A 23330-nucleotide genomic window follows, 5' to 3' on the forward strand; every position below is an offset into this window, starting at 1 on the left:
TGCTATTCCATGACTCGTGCTGAGAGAATTGCGATCATGGGGGTCAGTGGGAGGCATCGCCGCCACTTGCCGGATCAGTAACTGGAGTGGCAGCGCTTTCCCCGGCGGCGGGCGGCACCGGAGCGACGGTCATGCCCGGCCGGGCCCGCTGCAATCCCTCCACAATAATCCGATCATCGAGCGTCACTCCCGTTTCAATAACGCGCATTCCCCGTTCTACAGGACCCCGCTTCACGGAACGGTATTCCACTTTGTCGGCGGCATTGACCACCAACACAAAATCACCGCGCTGATCCGTTCCTACCGCCAGGTCAGGAACCAGCAGGGCATTCTCATAAATGCCCACAGGCACCCGAACACGGGCAAAGAGCCCCGGCCACAGTTGGTGATCAGAATTCTCGAACACGCCGCGCACTTGAATGGTACCGGTAGAAGGATCGAGCCTGTTGTCCACAAAATCGATGCGACCCTCAAACGGGTACCCCTGCTGAGTCGACAATCCCAGATACACGGGGTTTTTGCCTTTGTGATTGGTGAGAGAATTGTCTCGCGAGGCAAGCTCCTGGTAGTCAAGCAGGTCGCGCTCGTTCAAGTTGAAGTAGACGTAAATGGGATTATCCTGCACGATGGTGGTCAGCAAGGTACGCTCGCTTGCCCCCACCAGATTGCCTTCGTCCACCAATTGCCGGCCCACTCGCCCGCTTATGGGCGCATGCACTCTCGTGTAAGATAAATTCAGCTGAGCCGTCTCGATGGCTGCCAGAGCAGCCTGAATGGCTGCTTTGGCCACATCCCGATCGGCTCTGGACTGGATGACCTCCACTTCACTGACTGCATTGGCCTTATAGGCAAGCTCTTTTCTCCTCAAAGTTGCCTCAGCCTGCTTCAACTCCGCCCGGCGCCGCGCAAGCTCTGCCTTGGCTTCATCCAGTTTGGCCTGGTATGGCTTCGGGTCAATGACGAAAAGCAGATCCCCCTGTTTCACCCGGCTGCCCTCGATGAAATTCATGCTCTCCAGATACCCTTCGACGCGCGCCCGCACTTCTACAAAATTTACGGCTTCCGTCAGACCATTGAAGTCCGCATACTCCGTTACGTTTCTTTGAATTGGATTGCTGACGGTCACCTGTGGAGGGGGAGGGGGAGCATATTCATTCTTCCTGTCACATCCGGCCGGCAACCAGGCAAAGGCCACCAGAACGATGATCCAGATTTGATTTCTAGAAACTCTTCGGCACACGGTAGACCACACGAAATGTCCTCCCATGTCAGGATGAATGGGCTGGTTGCGGATGTTCCCGCAAATGCCTGCCGATTCCTTCCCCGGTTTGGCTTACTTCCGCTTCCCAGCCGCCTCCCAGTGCCCTATAGATCTGCACCAGGTTTATGGCAAGGTTGCCCTGCGCCATGGCAAGCTGATTTTCCACATCGAACACGTTGCGCTCAGCATCCAGCACATTCTGGAAATCTCTCAGTCCATCCTTGTACAGCTGGACGGCCAGCTTGAGTGTGCGTCGAGCGGCGGATACCGAGCGTTTCAAAGCTTCCAGCCGCCTTCGTTCTTCCAGGTAGGCGGTCATGGCATTTTCCACTTCATTGAGGGCGCGCAGCACCGTCTGCTCGTATTGCAGCAGAGCCTGCTCCGCTTTGGCATCTTCCACCTGAATCCGGCTGCGAATGCTGCCGCCGGCAAACACGTTCCAGCGCAACGACGGGCCAAGGGTGTAGAAATGGCTGCCACCGGAAAACAAATCACCGACGTTTTCCGCTTCCAGACCGACGGTTCCCAGCAGGGTCAAGGTTGGATAGAGGTCGGCTGTGGCGATCCCTATGCGCGCTGTCTGAGCGGCCACTTCCCGTTCCGCCCTGCGGATATCCGGTCGCTGTCGCAGCAAATCCGCCGGGACACCCACCGCCACCTCGAGGGGCGGGAGCGGGATGGGTTTTGCTTCGCTCAACTCTGCGTGAACAGCCCCCGGCGCCTGCCCCAGAAGCAGGGCAACCGTGTTGATCGTCTGACTCAGTGCCGAGCGCAACGGCGGCACCTGCGCTTCCGAGTTGGCCAGAACATCCTCTGCCTGAGCCACATCGAGGTCCGTTGCCAACCCGTATCTAAACCGGGTCCTGGTCAGATCCAAAATCTGTCTTTGCGATTTGATATTGCCCAGTGTAGCCGCCAGCCTCGCCTGCAGGGTTCTCACCGTGAGGTAATTGCGCGCTACTTCAGCGTAGAGGCTCACCTGCACATCGCGACGATCTTCGCGAGTAGCCTGGTATACCGCTGCAGCGGCCTCCACCGAGCGAGTGATGCGGCCGAACAGATCGATCTCCCAGATGGAATCGAGTCCCAGTGCATAGCGATTGCCTTCCAGGCCGATTCCCGCCAGGGCGTTCTCACTCCCACGCTGTGCGGCCAGTTCCGCTTGCGCGTCAATCTGAGGGAAATAGACCCCCGTCACTACTCCAACGCCGGCTCGTGCTTCTTTGACCCGAGCGACCGCGGTTTTCAGATCCAGATTGCCGGTTGAGGCCCTCTCGATCAGCCGGTCGAGCACAGGATCATCAAACACCGACCACCAGGCGGGATTCATTCGCCTGTCGGTAGCGAGAGAGACATCGGACACCGAGCGCCACGCCTCAGGCATTTCGGAAGTGGGTGGCAGGTGGTCCGGCCCGACCGTCGTGCAGCTTGTCAGAAACAAGGCGAGAAATAAAAGGAAAGCCTGGTGAAGAAAAGGCCCGACGCAGGATTGTTTCACCGTCGCATCTCTACAGTCTTTAAGAACCTGTCCGAAAAAGGAAAATTCCTCTTCCCCGTGCGGCGGATAGGTTAGGTGAGAAAGTGAGATTTCAATCACTTACACCCTCACGCAACCCCCTCCCTCAAGGGAAAGGGAGCTCCCGGACAAGCCTTCGGGAAACTGGCAAATGCCGATTTACCACCAAATATTTATTATGCCGGCCCCCCAACTGAAGATTGGGAGCCGGCAAACGATATTTCAGTGAATACCGCATCGCTTAAATGTTCTTTAGATGCTTCCAAGCACAGCGGCACACAATTGAGCAGCCGAATCCCGCAGGTTGGTTGAGTCACACGAAACGCGTGACGAAATCCGACATGAGCCGGGCCGGCTAACATTTTCGTTGGGTTTCGCTGCGCCCAACCCGACCTACACCCCTGCAGGTCCGCTGCATTTTGGCCGCTCTATTGTGTGCACCCGTACTCAGCAGAGGGATGCTAGTTAACATGGATCGATGAGGGATTCAAGCAATTAGGCAAGGGCCGCCCGCTGTGGTCCATCACGGATCAGCGCAATTGCTCGAGGGGGAGGGGTTCGGAAAATCCGCGATGAACCGCTCGGTTTCAAGGAGGAATCAATCCTGCTTCCCTGGACAGCAGAATCTATTTTACCGTGAGATCTTCCAGTGCTTCCCGCAGAGTCGCAAATTGGAATTGAAACCCTTCATCCAACAGTCGCCTGGGAACCACCCGCTGTCCTTTGAGAACCACATCTCCGAATTCACCCAGCAGGGCTTTCAGCATAAAGCCCGGCACCGGAGGCATAAACACGGGGCAGCCCAGAACATCCGCCAGGGTATGCGTCAATTCCTTGTTGGTCACCGGATGAGGAGCAGTGCAATTGAAGGGTCCGGCAATATTCCTTTCGAGCAGGAAAGCAATAATGTTGCACAGATCCTCCAGGTGAATCCAGGAAAACCATTGCTTTCCACTGCCCAGACTACTGCCAAGGCATTTTTTAAACGCCGGCAGCATTTTTTCGAACGCGCCGCCCCCCTTGCCCAACACAATGCCGAATCGAGTTATGACCACGCGAACACCAAAATTTTCGGCCCTGTGCGCTTCGCCTTCCCAGTTGAGGCTCACCTCCGTCAGAAAATCGTTGCCGGGAGGGCTTTGCTCATTCAATACCATGTCATCCTTCCGTCCTCCGTAGTAGCCGACGGCTGAGCCGCTTATCAGGGCAATGTTTCTCCCCGAAGCGTCCGCAAGGGCATCCACAATGTTTCGTGTGGTCAAAACCCGGCTGTCCAAAATCATCTGCCGATTCTTGGCCGTCCACACGGTGAAAATGGAAGCCCCCGCCAGATTGATCACCGCATCGTGCTCCAATACCTTCTCCTGCCACGGCCCCGCTTTTACCGGGTCACCCTCGAGAAATTCGGCTCCCGCAGGCAGCCTTTTGCCGGCGCGCACCGAGCGCGTTAATAGAGTGACGGAATGTCCCGACCCAACAAGCTTCTCCGTCAGATGACTGCCCACGAAACCCGTTCCACCCGTCATGAAGATCTTCATGGAACACTCCTTGTTCTATGATGTTTAAGAAAATGATTCTGGCTATCCACCAAAAACATTATCTTGGAAGCTACTTTTCTGGACCCATCGCTTTTGCACCTATCAAGCCAAGAATCCTCGCTGCCAACCCTCGCAAGACGGGGTTTTTCGACCGCAGGAAGGGTTCGATATGAAGTGCCGCACTTTTCAACAAACCGGGCCTTGCCTCAGCCAGCCGCACAAGGCCTGAGAGCACACCCTGCTGGAGAGGCTCATACTCCAGAAAATTGCCGTCTTCGCGAACATAGGAAACCAGCACATGCGCATATTCCCGGGCCAACTTTTCGCTGACCGCCATGATTTCGCCCAGGGCCTCGGGGGCTCCCCAGCCGATGCAGCCGGATTCATCATTGAGATTCCACATGAAGCGTCGCATGATGACCCGCGCGGACTCCGCATCGTGCTCGGCCAGGTTGCCGACAATCACTCCAAGAGCCTTGACCGCTCTCATTTTCACCCGCTCATCCGGGTCGCACAAATGGGCAAACAGGGGATTGACGGCCTTACGGGCCGGTATCTCAAGGAGTTCCGGGAGTCTTGATTCAAAATCAGGAGCTGCCAGCAACTGATCGATGACCCTCCTGATGCTCTCTTTTTTAGCGCTCGATTGCAATTCCCACTCCAGTTGACGGTTCCGGCCTCAGTTGATCCTGCGGAGGGATCGAGTGCCCGTTCCCATCCGACCGGCAGCCTGCCCGTGAATGTCGGCTCATGGATTCAACACTTCCCCATCCATTATTCCGCTTCTTCCCAACCAATGCAGTCGCTGGGGCAGCAGTTGATGGCCTCCTGTATGCACTGCTCGAATTGCGGGCCGCTTTCCAGCACTTCGATATAGCCGGCTTCATTTTTCCGGAAGACCTCGGGGCAGACCTCCACACACGCATCACAATCAACACATCGGCTCAGATCAAGAACGGGAAACCTGGCCATACGGGGCAAAGCACTTTCCACCGGGAAACCCTGATGGGTTTCCCGGCAAACGGTTCATAAAACGTCAAAGGGCGGTCAACAACCGCCCCCGCTACCATTGCCTCATCGCTTGCCGCCGAATCTCATGCAGCGATGAAAATTTATCACTTGCGGCTCACCCTGCGGAGCTCCGCGGACAGCCGACGCAGATGTTCCTGTTCTTCCTTCACCAGCAGGTTGATGAGCTCTTTGCCTTTTCCGTCTGCTGCATCCTGCATGCTCAAAAAGAAAATTACCGAGTCCTTCTCGAAATCGATGGCAAGCTTCAGCGCCTCTTTCATGTCCGTCAGCTTGCACACCTCGTCATCGACACTGCTGCCTTTAACGAATACGTGCTGGTCCGCCATCATCTTGATGTAGTCGTCTGCCCTGTTTTCGGGATCAAAAACCGTCGGGGTAGCCGCCTCTTTGGGAAGTTGAGCCAAAATCGACTCGAACTTTTTTCTGTGTTCAACCTCTTCGCGAGCCAGCTCTTCAAACAGTTTCTTCACCTCCGGATCATTGATGCAGCCCAAACTCTGCTCGTAAAACCGTTTGCCATTCTCCTCAATTTGAACAGCGATGCGGAAAACTTCGGCAGCATTAAAATTAAAAATCATGGATTCCACTCCCGCTCATCAGTGCAAGCCTATTCTTTCTCGAAATCACTCTTGCCCGCCCCGCACACCGGGCACACCCAGTCATCGGGCAAATCGGCGAAGGCAGTCCCCGGAGCAATACCGCTGTCCGGATCACCTTTTTCGGGATCATACACATAGCCACAGATTGTGCACACATAACGGTCCATTCACATCCTCCCCTCATCATTCCTTTTCAAAATCATCCTTACCCGCCCCGCATACAGGACATACCCAGTCATCGGGCAAATCGGCGAAGGCAGTCCCCGGAGCAACCCCGCTGTCCGGATCACCTTTTTCAGGGTCATACACATAGCCACAGATTGTGCACACATAACGGTCCATTCACATCCTCCTTGCAAGCGCATTCTTGATAAAGGTCTCTCTTCGGCAGTTTCCGCTCGTTTCCATCTATTCAGAAGGTACCCAACAGCCATAATAAACGGTGTTTTACAGTGAACTCAGTGAAAGGATGCATCCGGAAATGCACATCGATCTTACTAAAAACCGCAACTTAAATTAATACTTTTCCAATCCAATGCAATCCAAACTTCGTCGGAAAATCTACTTTTGCTGCTTGGAGTGCGGCACAGCCCGTCCTCACTCTCCCCACCTGCCGCTATCCCTGGCCCACAGACGCCTCAGACGCAAGGCGTTGCTGACCACGGAAACGGAACTCATAGCCATTGCAGCAGCGGCGAACATGGGGTTGAGCAGAATGCCGAAAAATGGGTACAGCACTCCTGCCGCAATGGGGATCCCGAGGGAATTATAGAAGAACGCCCAGAAAAGATTCTGCTTAATCACCTTCATGGTCAGCCCCGAGAGTCTGATGGACGACGCAACCAGCCGCAGGTCGTCTTTGATCAGAGTGATATCACTGGCCTCGACAGCTACATCCGTGCCGGCCCCGATGGCGATGCCCACGTCGGCAGCGGCGAGTGCCGGCGCATCGTTGATTCCGTCCCCCACCATGGCAACCACTCTGCCCGTCTGCTGCAGCCTGCGAATTTCTCCCGCCTTGTCGCCCGGCAGCACTTCCGCCATAACACTGCCGATGCCCAATTCCCCGGCAATGGTCAGTGCCGTTTCCCTGCGGTCGCCGGTGATCATGGCCACCTGGAGGTTCATCTTCTTGAGCCTGGCAATGGCCGGCTGGGATGACGGCTTGGGGCCGTCCGCCAGGGCAATGGCACCCACCGGCCGGTCGTCCACGACCATATAGACACAGGTTTCGCCTGCTGCTATGGACTGGTCCATTTTGCTGATGAGTTCGCCAATGTCCACCCCCATGTTCTGCATGAGACGCTGATTGCCCAGAAGGACCCGCGACCCGTTGACCATGCCTCGTGCTCCCAGCCCGGAGAGCGCTTCAAATTGTTCCACCTCGAACGGTGTCAAACCCTCGGCACGTCCCTTCTCAACAATGGCCCGCGCCAGCGGATGTTCCGACAAGGCTTCCACGGAAACCGCCATCTGCAGTAGCTTCGTGCGATTCTCGCCCGAATCCAACAGCACCTGCGTCACTTGCGGGCTACCGCGCGTCAAGGTGCCGGTTTTGTCGAACACCACCGTATGGAGTTGATGCGCTCTTTCCAGGCTCTCACCGCCTTTGATCAAGATGCCGTTTTCTGCACCGATACCCGTTCCCACCATGACGGCGGTGGGAGTAGCCAGTCCCATGGAACAGGGGCAGGCGATGATCAAAACCGACACAAAATTGAGCAACGCCCGGCTGAAAAGAGGATCAGGAACGACCAACCACCAAACCGCAAAGGTAATTATGGCGATGCCTATGACTACCGGTACAAAGATCGCCGCAACTTTGTCGGCGAATCTTTGAATTGGGGCTTTGGATCCCTGCGCCTCCTCCACCAGCAGGATAATTTGCGCCAGGGCTGTCTCCGCTCCCACTTTGGTGGCTTTGAAAGTGAAACTGCCACTCTGGTTGATGGCACCGGCAAACACTTCATCACCCCGCTCTTTGAACACGGGCAGGCTCTCGCCGGTGAGCATGGATTCATCCACCGAAGACGTCCCGGCCTCAACCACGCCGTCCGTGGGAATTTTTTCGCCCGGTCGCACAACGACGACATCCCCGTGCACCACTTGTTCGACAGGAATATCCAATTCCTGATCGCCTCGGACCACCCGTGCCGTTTTCGGCGCCAGTCTGACGAGCTTCTTGATGGCATCGGAGGTCCTCCCGCGCGCTTTATGCTCGAGCAAACGTCCCAGCAGGACCAGAGTGACAATCATCGCAGCCCCGTCAAAATAAACATGGGCTGCCTGGCCTGGTGCAGCCGCGGCGAAGAAGCCGGGCCACAGGGTGACCGCAGCCGAATAGCAGTAGGCGGAAAGAGCCCCTATGGCGACCAGGGTGTTCATGTCTGCGGTTTTCTGACGGGCCGCCTTGAGGGCACCGATAAAAAAACGGCTCCCCACCCAGAAGACCGCGGGAGTGGTCAAGACAAGCAGAATAAAAAGCATGATGGATCTGGGAACAGCGTCAAGCAGGGGGAACCATTCCTGCATGGTTCCCGCCATGATCACAAGACTCAGCCCAATTCCCACAATCAGCCTGGCCTTTAGATCTTTTGCCTCCTTTTGGCTTGCAATCTCAGAAGGATCTCCGAAACTCTCGCGAAAAAGTCCAAGGTATTCATACCCCGACTTTTCGACAACCTCCTTCAGCCGGGCGGTATCAACATTCTGCCCCGGATGCAAGAGAGTAGCTCTGGAAGTGGCCAGGTTGACGAGCGCATCTGTGACGCCCGGAACGGTCTTCAGAGCCTGCTCGACTCGACGAACACAGGCGGCGCAGGTCATGCCCCCAATGATGATCTCGGTTTTGTCGGCAGGAGCCTGAGAAACCACGGGAAGATCCGCCGCCTCATAGCCGATGTCCCTGATTCTCCGCTTGATGTCCGCGTCGCTGACGACCGCCGAGTCATATTCGACCGTCGCCTTGGAGGTGGCAAAGTTCACCACCGCACTGCGCACCCCCGGCACATCGTTCAAGCCGCCTTCCAACCGCCTGACGCAGGCTGCACAGCTTATGCCCTCGATATGAAAATCCTTTTTAGCCAAGTTCGTAACCCGCCTTCTGGATTCGATCGCGCAGCACACTCTCCTCAACAGGTTCGGCCTCCTCGAAACTGGCCTCGCCCCTGGCCAGGTCAACGGTCACATTGGAGATGCCCTCGATCTCACTGAGCCCTTTGATCACAGCCTTGGCGCAGTGTTCGCAGGACATTCCCCGAATCTTTACAGTGCGCATAAATTTTCTCCTTCTTCAGGTTTGAGGCAGAGATCACCGGGTTCTCCTGCCCCCGAGCACCATTCACCGGCTACCGCACAAATCTCCTCCACCGTGTCATCCGGCATCAGCCTCCCCACGGCATATGCGCATAGACATCGGAGAGTTTATCTCGATATTCACGGAAAAAAGCTTCATGTCCCTTTTCCCAGGATGAAAGCATTGACAGGGCTTCTCTCGCCTTTCCGTCAGTTTGCTTGGCCATCTTTGCATAAAACTCGCTCAAATCCTTCTCAATGAGCCAAGCGGTGTTGAACACGGTCACATCGGGAATCATGGAACCTTCCACACACTGCTGCAAAAACTCCTTTTTGGCCCGCTCGTCAAAATAGTTGGTCGGCTCCAGCACGACATCTTTCAGTTGAGAAGGCTCCAAGTCGTGGCCCTGCTTTAAATCGGACAAAATTCGATTGATGAATACAATGTGCTTTTCCTCCTCCTGGATCAGGCGCTTGAAGGCGCTCACCGCAGCACCTACTCCCATTCTTTGCAGGGAATACTCAAAGAAGCTCATGCCGGTTTGCTCCTGGTTGAGCGCGTACTCAAAAATCTTAATCAATTGCTCCTTTGTTGCCATAAAGCTCTTCTCCTTTCGATGCGTGCTGTCAATGCTATCCGTTTTAGCCAATTTTTAATTTTAGTGTTTCTATATCGGCAGAGGGAGCCTGACACGCAAAATTTTCACAAATGTAGGCAAGCGGCTCACCCCCCTTCGATTTCATCGCACCCACATAATGAGACAGTGCAGCAAGCCGGTCCCCCTGCTCACCGCCATCTTTCACCAGCACCACCCGGTTGGGCGAAAATGTCCTGTGCAGCAGTTCCACCATGGTTCGCGTGCGGGGGTTTTCCAGGTCCCCTGCGATGACCACCTCCTGGGCAGGGCCCAGAACAAAATCCACGGCATTGAGAAATTGCGTGTAGGCCGAAGGATAGTCTGCAATCATCGCGGAAAATCGCTGAAGCAAACGATCCGCTCGATCTTCCAGCACCGCATCTCCGGTCAATCTGGCCAGTCGCAGCAGATTGAGGGCCGCGACCGAGTTGCTCGAGGGAACCGCCCCGTCATAGATTTCCTTATCCCTGATGATGAGGCTTTCGCTGTCCTGGGCGGTATAGAAAAATCCACCTTCTTTTTCATCCCAAAACAGATCAAGGGCCTGCCGGTTCAGCTGCACCGCCCGCTCCAGACAGCCAACATCAAACGTCGATTCATACAGCTCGATGAACGCCCACACCATGAAGGCATAATCATCCATGTAACCGGGGTTGGCCACCTCTCCCTCGCGAAAGCGGCGAAACAGCCGGCCGGAATCGAGTCGGAGCTCCCGCAAGATAAACTCTGCAGCATTGCCAGCCGCCTTCAGGTACCTTTCATCCCCAACAGCCCGATAACCCTTTGCCAGGGCAACAATCATCAGACCGTTCCAGGAAGTCAGTATCTTATCGTCTTTGAGCGGATGGATGCGCTTTTCTCGTGCATGAAAGAGCTCCTGTCTGCACTCTTCGAGCAGCCTCTCGAGCGCCACCCGATCCATTCCGACCACTTGCGCAAAAACATGGGGCGGCTTGGGCACATGCAAAATACTGCGGCCGTGCTCGAAGTTTCCTGCCTCGGTGACATCGTAATAGCGGCACAATAGATCCCCTCTCTCTGCTCCGAGCACATCCTTGAGCTGGCGCGGCGTCCACAGATAGAAAAGCCCTTCGACCCCCTCACTGTCGGCATCTTCGGCGGAATAGAAAGCCCCCCCGGAGTCCGTCATATCCCTCAGAACGTATTCGAATATCTCTTTGGCCACACCCGCGTAGCGTTCCCTGCCAGTCACCTGGTACGCTTCCAGATACGCCATGGCCAGCATGGCCTGATCGTAGAGCATTTTCTCGAAATGGGGAGCGAACCACCGCTCATCCACAGAATAGCGCGCAAAGCCAAATCCGAGGTGATCAAATATTCCCCCACAGCGCATGGCATCAAGGGTCTTTTCAACCATTGCCAGCGCCTGAGAATCAGGCTTTCGCCGATGCCAGCGCAGCAGGAAAGTCAGCTGGTGCGGCGTTGGGAACTTGGGTGCCGAGCCAAATCCTCCCCATTGGCTGTCGAAAGCAGCGTTGAGCTGCCTGTAGCCCTTCTCCAATACGGCCAAATCAACCGCTGGGCCTGCCTGGACCGCACTTTTTGGTTGAATCGCCGCGGTGATCTGTTCAGCGGCATCCAGGGCCCGCTCCCGGTTACTCTTCCACAGCCCGGCAATTTGTCGCAGAACATCTACGAACCCCGGCATCCCCATGCGACTGTTCCTGGGGAAATAGGTGCCCGCATAAAACGGCTTCCTCTCGGGAGTCATGAAAATTGACAGGGGCCAACCTCCTCTCCCTGTCAGTGCCTGGCAGACGGACATATAAATCTGATCGATGTCGGGGCGCTCTTCCCGATCCACTTTGATGGATATGAAGTTTTCATTCAGAACTTGCGCCACCTCTTCATCTTCGAACGATTCATGTTCCATCACATGGCACCAGTGGCATGTGGCATAACCGACGGACAGGAAAACCGGTTTGTCTTCGTCCAGGGCCTTCTTGAAGGCTTCGCCTTTCCAGGGAAACCAGTTTACCGGATTGTCGGCATGCTGCAGCAGATAAGGGCTTTTTTCCTGACTCAATCGATTGGACATGAATTCAGCTCCGGTCGAAATATAATTGTTTTCGAGTTGATGAGGGGACATGGAGGAAAATATGAGTGCCTTTTCCTCCATGAAAATGAGGGCGTTCGAAGAAGAAGAATGGAAATTTACACTGGCAGCGCTACGATTTCCGCTGCCACAGTGTTGCTGCAAGACGCTGCAAACCCGGGGATCCGCACAGACTGTCAGCGAGGACCGGCCGCCGAGCCACCCGCTTCAAAACTGCACTTGGTGAAGTCGATTTCCTTCTGGCATCCGGGGCAAACGTGCTTCTTGTCGAACTCGTCTGAGAAGATCTCCTTTTCCTTGCCGCATTCCGGGCACTTGCACACAAAAGAACTCAGGTTCTTGAAACTTTCCCATCCGGGGCAGTGTTGAGGTGTCGTCATCTATCTCCCTCCTTATAGTCCGTCAGACCGGTTAACTTTGAACCACCAAGGGATGGTCGATCCATCCAGCCGCACATCCGCAATCTCCGTATTTTGAAATTGCAATTTATTCGTCTACTTCCTCTTCTTCCACAATCAATTTTCCCCTGTGCCTGGTCCCGCAGCTCGGACAGCGGATCTCAATTTCCTCTTCGGGGCCAATGTACTTATCCTTCATGGTCTCCGGCGGAATAAATGTCACATCACCGCATGCACATTGGGGGCACTCCCCTCGAACTTTATGCCTTTTTCTCTTAGCCATCATTTCCTCCTAAAGTTAACGATCACGTCAACCATTGTCATCCCGATCACCCAGTATGCGGTCATACAAAAAAAGCAATTGATCACTGCCGAAGCTTTTCGAGCTCTCTGACCAGCACCTCGAGCTGGGGCCTTTGGTTTATGTCATGGACATCAATATAACGAATTGCGCCCTGCTTATCTATCACAAAAATCGCCCGCTCCGCAGTGCCGTCGGAGCGTAGCACTCCGTATTCTTTGGCCACCTTTCCATGGGGCCAGAAATCGGACAAGACCGGAAACCATACCCCTCCCATCTCCTGCGTCCAGGCATACAGGGTCGGGAGATTGTCGACACTTATTCCGAGCAGAATCGCCTCATGCTTCTCGAAAATGTCCCTGGCAATGTTGTACCCCGGCCATTGTCCGGAACAGACCGGGGTCCAGGCGGCAGGCACAAAAGACAGTACAATATGCTTCTCGCCCAGGTACCCGCTCAGCGACACTTTTTCCCCTCCAATGGAAGGCAGGATGAAGTCGGGAGCCTGGTCCCCGACCCTCAAGTGAGTCTGACTGTCCACCGGCTTGAGTTGGCCCACAGCGTATATTTGGCCTCCATCCTGAGGTCCGGATCCATAGACGGCGCCCGCGCAGGCGACAAAGAAAATGGTGAGCACCAATGATTTGCTCCAATGGAATCTCATGCTTGACATGGTTCATGCTCCCTTTTTTATTTTCGCCCGCTCCAGCAGGAGGTCGAGAAAATCCTGAGGATCCCCAAAGCTGCCGAGCTGGGAGTAAATCACCTGATGGGATCCGTCCTGGTTGATCTTAACGGCAATGAAATAAGGCGTTCTTACCTCTCCCAAGATTTTGTGAATAGAAAAGTCGGGATCGGCAAACAACGGGAAAGGCACTTCATACCGATCCTCGAATACCCCGACTTCATAGGGCGTATTGCCCACCCCGATGCCGATCAATTTGACTTTATCCTTGAGACTTTTGTTGGCTTGAATGATTTGAAAGAGCCTCTCTACGTTGGGAGCTTCCGCCTGGCAATAGGGGCAATACATACTGAAAATTTCAACTATTACGACTTCGGCCCGGATCTCCGGCAGCGTGAAAGAGCTTTTGCCGGCCAGCCCAAGGTAGTTACTTGCCGCAGGGCTCTCCGGAGAAGGCAGGCTCATTTCCGGCAAAACCCCGCCTACAGAGGGTGCTTCGGTCGCCGCAAAACTTTCCGGTACCCGGAGGCGGGGACTGTCGACAGCCAACGCCAGCACCATCAGAAGGAGCCATATCGCCTTGCCCGAGACCCTCCTCGAAAATCTGCAAGTGCCGGAGTGTGCGCGACGTTTCTCTTCATTTCCGCTTCCGAGACAATTTCGGCGGAATGCGTGGTTTGGCTCGCCAGATCGGCCGGCAGACGCTCTTAGCATGGACCCTTTCCTTTCCTTCCAAGTGGTCAAGGATGGTGCTATCGTTTCCTCAGAGCCGTGTGAATCTGCAACCAGTCATTCATTTCCTGTATGTTTTTGGACAAATTCCATCTGCCATTCTCAAACACGCCGTAGTCCGCCCCGCACATCGCCGAAGAAAACCGCGTCGAATTGGCAAAAAACAGCCACTGCTCAACCCACATTTTCTCGATGAGGTCGTCAAAAACATTGTCGTTATGCGGCAGCCCTCGAACCAGATCCTGCTTCCAGGCCGAGCTCAGGATCTGCGTCGCAGTGAGGGTCATGGCATTGGAAGTCCTTAGGGTATTCTCAAACCTTGCCCAGTGTCCGTTTACCCAGCCCTCTCCATGGCAGGCCAGACAAATCTTCTGCATGGTTTTCCGGCGCTTGAACTGCTCATCCGCATCGATCAAAAACTCACCGACCGGTTCCCCGGTCAGCTCAGTGGGCAAGGGCAAACCGGCCTTATTCTTAATGTTGCTGACGTCGGCCGATGTGGGATGCGGATGGGCATAAATCAGGCCAAAGATCCTCCAGGGAAGCCGATCGCCAACCTCATGGCTCCTTTGGGCAACCATTTGCCCTTCTTCGTCGACCACCAGGCTCATGTGACAACCGGCACAGGTGGGCGTTGTGAAGTCTTTCCCCACGGTCCAGGGCACCTTCTTGAAATCCCACTGGTGCTTCAGCGAATTGTATATGTTCCCGTGTTTGCTCACGTCATACACTTTATAAGCCGGTACATCGGGACCCTTGTGACATTCCGAGCAGGTGTAGGGCTTGCGGGCCGTTTCAATGGCAAACTGATGACGCGCGTGACAGGCGGCACAGGAACCCCGGCTCCCGTCCGGGTTCAGGCGCCCCACCCCCTGATTAGGCCAGCCGGACAAAATCGGAAAGGTCATTTCTCCGAACTCGGTCTCCTTGGTTTGAGTCCCCTTCACTTCGACCTTGGTTCCATGACAAAACAGGCATGAATCTGCAGTGGTCTGATCATCCGGCGGCTGCAGGGCTGTCGTCATGTCCGCAAAAGTCTGATGGCCGTTCACCGATTTCATGAAATCCTGATAGAGACTGTTGTGCACAAGATTCCCATAGGCATGCGCCATCATACTGCGGGAAAACTGTTCGGTTTCCTGGGAATGGCAGGTCGAGCAATCGACCGGGGTCACAACCACATGAACGTCGTACCCGTTGTGTTCAAAGGTATCCTGATGCTTATCATAATTCATGGTGTGGCATTCGGAGCACCCCACGGCGTAAGCCAAAAGTTGTTCAGGGATTTTTTCACTGGAAACTTTCTTTTCCAACCCTGACTGCTTCAGTGCTTCTCCCGGGCTGGTTTCAGCATGGCGGCTTCTCTCCCAGTCGGCTACTATCCCTGGGGAAATGGAAATATGGCAGCCAATGCATTCGTCGGTCGCAGGGCTCACTTTTGCAGCGTACCCATCAGCAGCCCAGGCGGCGGTTAGAAAAACCAAGCCAATCAGTAAACCAGTCTGTCTCATTGTCATTCCCCCTAGGTTCCGCTCCTCGTCTCAATGGCCGGCCCCATGGCTCAGCCGGGAGGCTGCTGGGCAACACCGGTCCGATGTCATCCCGGCGCCATGGCAGTAATCCAGAACTGCACACGGCTGCTGGATTCCGGCGCCCGGTCCTGTTTTTGACCGTCATTAACCAAATGCCACATCCAGAATCATCATCACTGCAAATCCAACCATAAAGGCCATAGTCGCCAGGTCCGTGTTGCCTTCTCGCTGAGCTTCGGGGATCACTTCCTCCACCACTACGAAGATCATTGCTCCGGCAGCGAAGCTGAGAGCGTAAGGAAGCATGGCTTGAGACAATAATACGACGGCGGCGCCGGCCACTCCGGCCACAGGCTCTACCATTCCCGACAGCTGTCCGTACCAAAAGCTCTTGCCGGCAGACATGCCGTCTCTGCGAAGAGGCATGGAGACGGCCAATCCTTCCGGAAAATTTTGGATGCCAATTCCAGCGGCAAGCGCCACAGCCCCGGCAAAAGTGGCTGAAGGCAAACCAGCAGCACTGGCTCCAAAGGCGACTCCGACAGCAAGACCTTCAGGGATGTTATGCAGGGTGATGGCCAGTACCAGCAGGGTGGCCCTGCGCCATTTGGTGGCGATCCCCTCAGCCTCCGAAGTTGGGAAGCCGAGGTGCAGATGCGGCAAGACTCTGTCAATAACGCGCAGGAAAACACCGCCGAGAAGAAACCCGAGGGCTGCGGGCAACCAAACCGGCCCACCCCGGCCTTCCGACATCGCCAGGGCAGGCGCCAGGAGGGACCAGAAACTCGCAGCAACCATGACTCCACCGGCAAAACCGAGCATCCCGTCAAACAGCTTGCGGTTCATGCCCCTGGAGAAAAACACCAGGGCCGCCCCCATGGCGGTCATGGCCCAGGTGAACCCGGTAGCCAGGAGCGCCTGAACGACTGGGTTAAGGTGTTCGAGCGTCGACATAACTCAATGCGCAGCGTCAAACGGCCGCTGAACACCACGTGAGACGGCGCGAGCAACATCAGACATAAAACCGAAGATCCTTTATCTTCCGTTCACAATCACACCACTCCCGGGTCCCTCACCAGGCAGCGAAAGGGAGTTTGTTTTGCCGTCGGCAGGTCGATCACGTCACCGCCCCGGCACCATCCAGCCTGGCTCTGCTCTTTTCCATGAACCATGCTTCCGGGTCAGTGTAATAGAACTTGAGATCGGCAAGCAGGATATAGTGATCTCTTTCTTCCGCCAGCATGCGGTTGATGAACTCGCGCTCGAGGGCATCCATTGACCCCTGCAGCTGTTTTTGAAAGAAGTCGATGCTGGAATTCTCCAGCTGCATGCCCGTTTCGATCGCAACCACATCGTCAAGGCAGGCTCTTGGCATCTTGCCGTGCTCTTGCGCAATTTTTCTCAAAATGGCCTGCTTGTCCTGATCCTCTATCGGATGATATTTGCACGCATCAGCCCAGACTTTGCCCTTCTTAAGTTCTTCATAGGTTTCGTGGATCTGTTTGAGATGCCCGGCCTCAGCGTCCCTGAGCATGCGAAATGTTTCAATGCCGACCTGATCGGGGCAGGTACCCATAGCGTCTTCATAAAGCGCTTTCTTCTTTTCCTTCATCTCCATAACCGTGCAAAACATTTCAAATGCTGCATCACGCTCGTTAGTCATACTGAACTCCTGCGAATGTTAAGGGATTTTCCGATGAGTCGAACACGCACTTCCATTTGTTTATAATGGCTATCATCCATGGTGTCCATGCAAACCTGGAGCGGCACTGCCCGGGAAAAGAGCGACTGACCGGGATCCACCGGCGCCGAACATTCCGCTAGCTTTTCCACATTCCGTGAATGTTGCAGTGTTCGCGCGCTGTCACCTTTTGCGCATCGATGCAGAAGACCGCCTCCGGAGCCTGCCCCGGCGTCAAGAATTGACGGTACGCCTTACCCTGCTCATCGATCACCTCGATCCACTCGATGAAATGCTTGTCCTCCATCGGGTGAGGCACATCTCCTACCTTGACTCTAAACCCCTGATCGGTCTTCTCAACCACGGGCACATGTTTTTCTTTGCCTTCGTCGACGCTTCTTTCTTCCAACAGCTTCATATTTTCGCCACAGCAGACCAGGTCCCCGTCTCCCCCATGCAGCACTTCGACGATGTTACCACATGCTTCACACTTATAGACCTGCAGTTTTTTCGCACCCATTGATTGACCTCCTGTCTGAAATTGATAAAAAATCACCGCCCTGTCTCGAATCAGGGTTCCGCATACATTCTACTCTTGCCATGCTGCGACGGATTCTCAACGAAAAAGAAGCTCTTGGCCGTTGAAAAGAAACCGTCAGTCCCGCGGTACTCGGGGGACGATCCCTCTCCCCCGGCGGAGGAGAGGGGGAATTGTCGGAAAGCATCCTCGCGTTATTCAGCATTTTGATCAGACTCGTGAAAACCGGGATGCCACAACGCTATGCATCATGTACTGCGGTGTCAAGGCGAAATGGTAATGGACCGATAAGGCATTGGGAGGCAAAAAGTCATTGCGGCAGTTTAATCGCTTATTATCTTGACGCGGATTTTGCGCGTTCGCGGTCCATCGAATTCGCACAGGAAGATGTGCTCCCAGGTGCCCAGCTGGAGCCGACCGTTGTCTATCAGGATGTGGGCGCTGCCGCCCACCAGGATCGCTTTGATGTGGGCCGCCGAGTTCCCCTCCCTGTGTTTGTAGCCTGCCCGCCAGGGCACCAGGCTGTCCAGGCTGCTTATCACATCTTCCATCACGGCGGGATCGGCGCCCTCGTTGACAGTGACCGCGGCAGTGGTATGTGGAACATAAACGATGCAAATGCCGCCCAACACTCCGCTATCGCGCACTTTCCGCTCAACCAGGCCGGTGATGTCAACGGCGGCGCTGTGGTCCGGCGTGTTTACCTGAATCGTTTCAACCATTGTGCTTCCTCCCCCCATTAGCGCGGTACGATCAGGCCCGATTCCGTCTCCTGGTAAGACCCCTCGCGCTCTTCCTGCCGGGCAAATTCCTCGGACCAATAAAATTGCATAGAGAGAACAACCACCTGATTCATAACCGGATTTTCGCTCACCCTGGCCGAACTTGCAAGATGCCGGGCGACAAGCCAGGCCTGTCGAGCCAGCTCCATCTGTTTCGATTCCTTGAGGATCAATGCATGCTCTTCAAACAACCGCTGATAATAGTATCTGTTCTCTTCGATGACCAGTTCATCCACGGCTCTGTTCAGCTGTTCCGTCAACCGTTCCTGCTGGATTTCCGGAGGCACCACCAGTACCGATTGCTCCAACTGCCGCAATTTATAAAAATATGGGGATAAGTCCTCTTTCGGCAAGAGCAGGGAAGGCAAAAAAACGCCGTCGAGCAGAGCCTCGACGTCGATTTCCTGCAGTCGTTCCTGGGCATGCTCGATATCGTTAAAAAACTGATAGACGTAGGGCGGTTTGTTCGGGTCATGGTAGGGTTGAAAAAACTGCTTTGCCTTGTCGATATCAGGAGAAGCGCTCTTTTCCCGATTGAATCGGATCATCTCGAAAAAGATTCGCGCCGCATGCCATATCGGCACCTCAAAAGGGAGTCTTTCGGGCAACTGTCGGGTAAGTTTTTGAATGAATTCTTTGTAAAGCTTTTGTGAGCTTCCCACCGCGCGCACGCTGAGCAAGGCAAAATGATCGTCCGCGTAGGCGGTGACCGCAACCGGCTCATCGCCCCCCTCTCCAGGGAAGAAAGCACAAATCAACCGATCCACATCCGGCGCGGGAATCAGATGGGCCACCACCTGCCGAGTCTCTTTGGGGATCAGCACCACTCTGGACGCAGCCTCGTCAGCATCCGAATCCTCGGCGTAGCCCCTCTGGCGGAAGCGGTAGGCCGCCTGCTTTACCACTCGTTTGTATTGTTTGTTTTGTATCCCGTCACGCAACGTCAAAAAGGCCTGAAACCCCACCGGCGAAGGATCTCTGCTCAGGGCGGCGAGCAAGGCCGCCGTCAGATTCTCGCGCCCGGACAAAGCGCTGCCCAGTGACTGGAGATAGCTCTGCAGGCTTTCCCCCTGAGGATCTTGCACCCGCAGCCGGTCCAAAATCATCTGCAGTTCATGCTGCTCTTCCGGATCGAGGCTGATTTCTATTTTCATATTCTTCTTAGGGTCTGGTTTTGCGCTCATGTGACACCACCCCGTCAGCAAACAAAAAAGCCCCATAGGCCGCGCATCAGCGCAGTTCTGGGGCCGACTTAATAGAGGAATAAGGAGTCTTATTCCGATTCTTCTTCCCGCGGCTCAATGATCAATGAATCTGCCACCAGCTCCCACAAATACTTAACTTCGACATCCATGAAGTCGTATTCTTTGCGCAAACTCTTCATGATCTGGTCACGGCAATTGTGGCAGGGGGCTATGAGAAGCTTGGCACCCGTGTCCTTAATCTGCTTTGCCTTGGTCCGGCCATAGTAGATTCGCTCTTCCACGTACGGCGAAGCCCAAGCCCCACCACCGGCTCCGCAGCAGAAGTTATTGGCACGATTGGGATACATGTCCACAAAGTTCTCACAACACTGCTGGGTAACCCAGCGCGGCTCTTCGTAATACCCGTGGCCAAACGCTCGTTCACTCTTGCGCGCGTAGTTGCACGGATCATGATAGGTCGTCAATTCGTGGTGAATCGACTTGTCCAGTTTGATTCGCCCCTCTTCGATGTATTGCTTGAGCAGATCGTGAACGCTGAGAAACTTGACGCCTTCATTGGGAAACCATTTTTGCAGACCAAGCCTGGTCGCATAGTAGGCGTGCCCTCATTCGGGCAAGACGAGATACTCGCATTCGAGATCTTTGTAATTCTTGACGATGCGGCCGACTATTTCTTTCATCGATTCGTCATCACCGGTGAAAAGACCCCAGTTTACGCCCTCCCAGTTCTCCGAAGTGGTGGTCCAGGACTCTTTGGCAGCGTACAGGATCCGCCACCAGAACATCATGTCCTCCGGCTCGCCAAAAGGTTCTTTGGAATTGATGGTGAACAGGTATTTGGCACCCTTCTTGTCAACGGGAACTTCAAAACCGGGAAGCTCTTCCGCCAGCTCCACACCCAGGTCTTCCAACAGGAACAGAAAGTCTTCCTTAGGGATACCAACATTGTTTCCGCTCTTCAGGCATTGCTCCACACCTTTGTGCAGCACACCAGGCACCTGCTCTCGGGCTCTCTTCCCCCGGGCGGACCTCAGCAATGCCAACAGATCAATGTTCATGGGGCAGGCGTGCTCGCAGCGCCCGCACAGCGTACAGACCCAGGGGAATTTGGAATCAATCACTTCCTGATCCATACCCAACAAGGCCAGGCGCACGCACTTTCGAACATCCAGTCCGTCCACCCCGGTAACCGGACAGCCGCCCGCACAGGTGCCGCAGGTGAGGCACAAATCGGCGTACTGGCTGGCCAGCTTGCGTTTTTCACGCTTTGTCAATAACAATGGCTCCATAATTCTCTCCCCTAACGTTTCATGATTGTAAGCAGCGCTTTTTCCTATAACACAGAAGGCCTTGGGTTTAAAGCTTTTTTTCTCAAAGTCATGAAGGCTTAGGCGTGATCAAGTAATCTCATTGATGCGCGACCGAAACCCTGAGTCGCGCTGCTGCAGCGCACACCTCTCAGTACTCGTTGGGCAGGCGCGAGAGCTGTTCAAGGGTAAAAACGGGACCGTCCTTGCACACATATTCCGTTCCGATGTTGCATCTTCCGCAGATGCCAATGCCGCATTTCATCCGCATCTCCAGACTGGTAATGATGCGCTCGGCAGGAAATCCCAAATCGGTGAGCACGGGCAATGTGAACTTGATCATGATGGGGGGACCGCACACAATGGCGTAAGCGTTTTCGGAACTGGGAGCTTTCTCCTTGGTTATGGCCGGGACAAAGCCGATATTGTATTTCCAGTTTGGATCATCCGTGCCATCCACCGTGATGTGCATGTTGATGTCGTCACGCTGCTCCCAGGCTGCCAGTTCCTCTTTGTAGAGCAGCAGCCCCGGGCTGCGCGCACCATAAACCACGGTGATGTCGCCGAAGCGCGACCGGTTGGCGGAATCAAGCATGTAGACAATAGACGATCGAAGGGTCGTGAAGGCGAAACCGCCGCCGATGATGACCACATTTTTACCTTCAAGTACGTCCCATGGATACCAATTGCCAAGGGGACCACGGACGCCCATGATCTCGCCCGCCTGCATGTTGTGCAGGTGATTGGTCACTTTGCCCACTTTATTCACGGTGAACATGATGTAACCTTTTTCAGTGGGCGAAGTGGCAATGCCGATGGGAATTTCTCCCAGACCGGCGATGGAAAGTTCGGCAAATTGACCCGGCGTGTAGTTGAATCCGGCCTCATCGTCGGGGTTGAGGAAAACCAGCTTGAACGTTTTAAGATTGCGATCTTCAGTTTCCGTTACAACAGAATCAATTTTAACAGGATAAGGCAAGTAAGGGTTGTTCACCTCTATTCCTCCATTATCAAATATCTAGACCGGGCAGACACAGCTTTCGGCCATCAAACGAGCCACCTGGCGGATGTCGATATTGACCGGGCAATGCTGCACGCATCGCCCGCAGCCGACACAGGCAATCCCGTCCGCATACTTGTCCGGATAGTACTTCAGCTTGTGCATGAACCGCTGCCGCACCCGCTTGAGCTTCTGGTCGCGCGGATTGTGTCCGGCCCCGTGCAGGGTGAACAAAGGAAACATGCACGAATCCCAGATGCGAATGCGCTCGCCACGGCTTTGGTAAACCTCATCCTGAATGTCAAAACACCAGCAGGTCGGGCAGAGGAAAGTACATGTCCCGCAGTTGATACAGGAAAATTGCACGTCCTCCCAAAACGGCGCATCGAACAGCTCGACCATGCTCTTTTGCTTGACGGGGTCCAGGTTGAATTGAATCCCCAGCTGTGCCTCAGCGGATTGCTTCAGGGCAGCTGCCTGCTCAGTGCAATGCTCCGGAACCGATTCGCCCCCCGCAAGATCACCCATCAGCTGCTCGCCTTTATGCGTCACCGCCTGGAGCAAATAGCCTTCGCCCAAATCCACCAGCAAGACGTCGAGACTACTGGTATCGAACGGACCGCTGCCGGCTGAGGTGCAAAAACACGTGCTGCACGGATCATTACAGGCGAGTCCCACCAGGGTCGTACTTTCCCTGCGCTGCACCCACCATGGGTCTTTAAACTGATCGGTTATGAAGTTTCTGTCGTCCAGTTTGAACGCATAGGCATCGCACGGCCGAATGCCCAACACAATCCGCGACCTGTAATCCTTGGGAACCTCTTTGAGAATTCCCGCATCCGGATTTCCCTTCTCCAGAGTGAACTCGAACATCCTTTCGGAATGAGGGTGAAACAACGCCTTGGGGGAAAGACGCGTATTGCGGAAGGCCAAATCCAGATCCGCGCTCTCTTCGAGCAGCGCAAATTGATGATACTGACCTTTAAGAATCGGTCCGAACACCCGGTGAGTCCCCATCAATTGCTCTACTATTCCGGGCAACTTTTCTTTACTGACATATGTTTCCGACATCACCATTTCCTTCTATCGCCGTAGGTGTAGTTTGGGTTGAGTCACGCGTTTCGCGTAACGAAACCCAACGCCTATTTTGCCGGGTTTCGTCCCTCCACCCAGCCTACTTGAAAGCCCAAATCATTTGCTTAAACACTATATCA

General features: G+C 54.7%; 25 protein-coding genes. All 25 read right to left on the reverse strand.

What is annotated here, in order from left to right:
- Positions 1–43: 43 nt before the first annotated feature.
- On the reverse strand, positions 44–1252 hold the full coding sequence (locus K1V27_RS16780; protein ID WP_258931203.1) for an efflux RND transporter periplasmic adaptor subunit: 1209 nt from the start codon (positions 1250–1252) through the stop codon (positions 44–46).
- Between the two features lie 16 nt (positions 1253–1268).
- On the reverse strand, positions 1269–2858 hold the full coding sequence (locus K1V27_RS16785; RefSeq protein ID WP_258931204.1) for an efflux transporter outer membrane subunit: 1590 nt from the start codon (positions 2856–2858) through the stop codon (positions 1269–1271).
- A gap of 545 nt (positions 2859–3403) precedes the next feature.
- Complete coding sequence (locus K1V27_RS16790) at positions 3404–4315, reverse strand: TIGR01777 family oxidoreductase (protein WP_258931205.1); 912 nt, start codon at positions 4313–4315, stop codon at positions 3404–3406.
- A 70-nt stretch (positions 4316–4385) separates the two neighbouring features.
- Entirely contained in the window at positions 4386–4967 is a 582-nt protein-coding gene (locus K1V27_RS16795; protein ID WP_258931206.1) for a DVU0298 family protein, read from the reverse strand.
- 122 nt (positions 4968–5089) lie between these two features.
- Positions 5090–5287, reverse strand: coding sequence for a ferredoxin (locus K1V27_RS16800; RefSeq protein ID WP_258931207.1), 198 nt, complete (start codon positions 5285–5287; stop codon positions 5090–5092).
- Between the two features lie 143 nt (positions 5288–5430).
- On the reverse strand, positions 5431–5925 hold the full coding sequence (locus K1V27_RS16805; RefSeq protein WP_258931208.1) for a ferritin-like domain-containing protein: 495 nt from the start codon (positions 5923–5925) through the stop codon (positions 5431–5433).
- A gap of 29 nt (positions 5926–5954) precedes the next feature.
- The gene (rd, locus tag K1V27_RS16810) at positions 5955–6113 is read right to left on the reverse strand and encodes a rubredoxin (protein ID WP_258931209.1); all 159 of its coding nucleotides are present in this window, start codon (positions 6111–6113) and stop codon (positions 5955–5957) included.
- A gap of 16 nt (positions 6114–6129) precedes the next feature.
- Positions 6130–6288, reverse strand: a complete 159-nt coding sequence (gene rd / locus K1V27_RS16815) for a rubredoxin (protein WP_258931210.1) — start codon at positions 6286–6288, stop codon at positions 6130–6132.
- A gap of 255 nt (positions 6289–6543) precedes the next feature.
- Complete coding sequence (locus K1V27_RS16820) at positions 6544–9033, reverse strand: heavy metal translocating P-type ATPase (protein ID WP_258931211.1); 2490 nt, start codon at positions 9031–9033, stop codon at positions 6544–6546.
- Entirely contained in the window at positions 9026–9223 is a 198-nt protein-coding gene (locus K1V27_RS16825) for a heavy-metal-associated domain-containing protein (protein ID WP_258931212.1), read from the reverse strand. Before K1V27_RS16825 ends, K1V27_RS16820 begins: the two co-directional genes overlap by 8 nt.
- 106 nt (positions 9224–9329) lie before the next feature.
- Positions 9330–9839: a ferritin family protein gene (locus K1V27_RS16830; RefSeq protein ID WP_258931213.1), complete on the reverse strand. Its 510-nt coding sequence runs from the start codon at positions 9837–9839 to the stop codon at positions 9330–9332.
- 43 nt (positions 9840–9882) lie between these two features.
- Positions 9883–11937 (reverse strand): thioredoxin domain-containing protein, encoded by a 2055-nt coding sequence (locus K1V27_RS16835; protein ID WP_258931214.1) that lies wholly within the window; start codon positions 11935–11937, stop codon positions 9883–9885.
- A gap of 194 nt (positions 11938–12131) precedes the next feature.
- Entirely contained in the window at positions 12132–12335 is a 204-nt protein-coding gene (locus tag K1V27_RS16840; protein ID WP_258931215.1) for a hypothetical protein, read from the reverse strand.
- A gap of 106 nt (positions 12336–12441) precedes the next feature.
- Positions 12442–12636, reverse strand: coding sequence for a hypothetical protein (locus tag K1V27_RS16845; RefSeq protein ID WP_258931216.1), 195 nt, complete (start codon positions 12634–12636; stop codon positions 12442–12444).
- A gap of 82 nt (positions 12637–12718) precedes the next feature.
- Complete coding sequence (locus tag K1V27_RS16850; protein WP_258931217.1) at positions 12719–13327, reverse strand: peroxiredoxin; 609 nt, start codon at positions 13325–13327, stop codon at positions 12719–12721.
- A 3-nt stretch (positions 13328–13330) separates the two neighbouring features.
- Entirely contained in the window at positions 13331–13804 is a 474-nt protein-coding gene (locus K1V27_RS16855) for a peroxiredoxin family protein (protein WP_258931354.1), read from the reverse strand.
- A gap of 287 nt (positions 13805–14091) precedes the next feature.
- A complete protein-coding gene (locus tag K1V27_RS16860; protein WP_258931218.1) occupies positions 14092–15582 on the reverse strand; it encodes a multiheme c-type cytochrome in 1491 nt (496 codons plus the stop codon).
- Between the two features lie 165 nt (positions 15583–15747).
- Positions 15748–16557 (reverse strand): ZIP family metal transporter, encoded by an 810-nt coding sequence (locus K1V27_RS16865; protein WP_258931219.1) that lies wholly within the window; start codon positions 16555–16557, stop codon positions 15748–15750.
- A 163-nt stretch (positions 16558–16720) separates the two neighbouring features.
- On the reverse strand, positions 16721–17266 hold the full coding sequence (locus K1V27_RS16870) for a hypothetical protein (protein WP_258931220.1): 546 nt from the start codon (positions 17264–17266) through the stop codon (positions 16721–16723).
- Between the two features lie 157 nt (positions 17267–17423).
- Positions 17424–17804 (reverse strand): desulfoferrodoxin, encoded by a 381-nt coding sequence (locus tag K1V27_RS16875; RefSeq protein WP_258931221.1) that lies wholly within the window; start codon positions 17802–17804, stop codon positions 17424–17426.
- A 341-nt stretch (positions 17805–18145) separates the two neighbouring features.
- Positions 18146–18544 carry a secondary thiamine-phosphate synthase enzyme YjbQ gene (locus K1V27_RS16880; RefSeq protein WP_258931222.1) on the reverse strand — a complete coding sequence of 133 codons (399 nt, stop codon included), beginning with the start codon at positions 18542–18544 and terminating at the stop codon, positions 18146–18148.
- Between the two features lie 17 nt (positions 18545–18561).
- Positions 18562–19788 carry a hypothetical protein gene (locus K1V27_RS16885; RefSeq protein WP_258931223.1) on the reverse strand — a complete coding sequence of 409 codons (1227 nt, stop codon included), beginning with the start codon at positions 19786–19788 and terminating at the stop codon, positions 18562–18564.
- Positions 19789–19877: 89 nt separating this feature from the next.
- Positions 19878–21098 carry a (Fe-S)-binding protein gene (locus tag K1V27_RS22645; RefSeq protein WP_309574021.1) on the reverse strand — a complete coding sequence of 407 codons (1221 nt, stop codon included), beginning with the start codon at positions 21096–21098 and terminating at the stop codon, positions 19878–19880.
- A 169-nt stretch (positions 21099–21267) separates the two neighbouring features.
- Complete coding sequence (locus tag K1V27_RS16900) at positions 21268–22110, reverse strand: FAD/NAD(P)-binding protein (protein ID WP_258931226.1); 843 nt, start codon at positions 22108–22110, stop codon at positions 21268–21270.
- Positions 22111–22134: 24 nt separating this feature from the next.
- On the reverse strand, positions 22135–23187 hold the full coding sequence (locus K1V27_RS16905) for a 4Fe-4S dicluster domain-containing protein (RefSeq protein ID WP_258931227.1): 1053 nt from the start codon (positions 23185–23187) through the stop codon (positions 22135–22137).
- Between the last annotated feature and the right edge of the window lie 143 nt (positions 23188–23330).

The organism is Desulfoferrobacter suflitae (assembly GCF_022603395.1).
In the GTDB taxonomy this organism is placed as follows: domain Bacteria; phylum Desulfobacterota; class Syntrophobacteria; order Syntrophobacterales; family Syntrophobacteraceae; genus Desulfoferrobacter; species Desulfoferrobacter suflitae.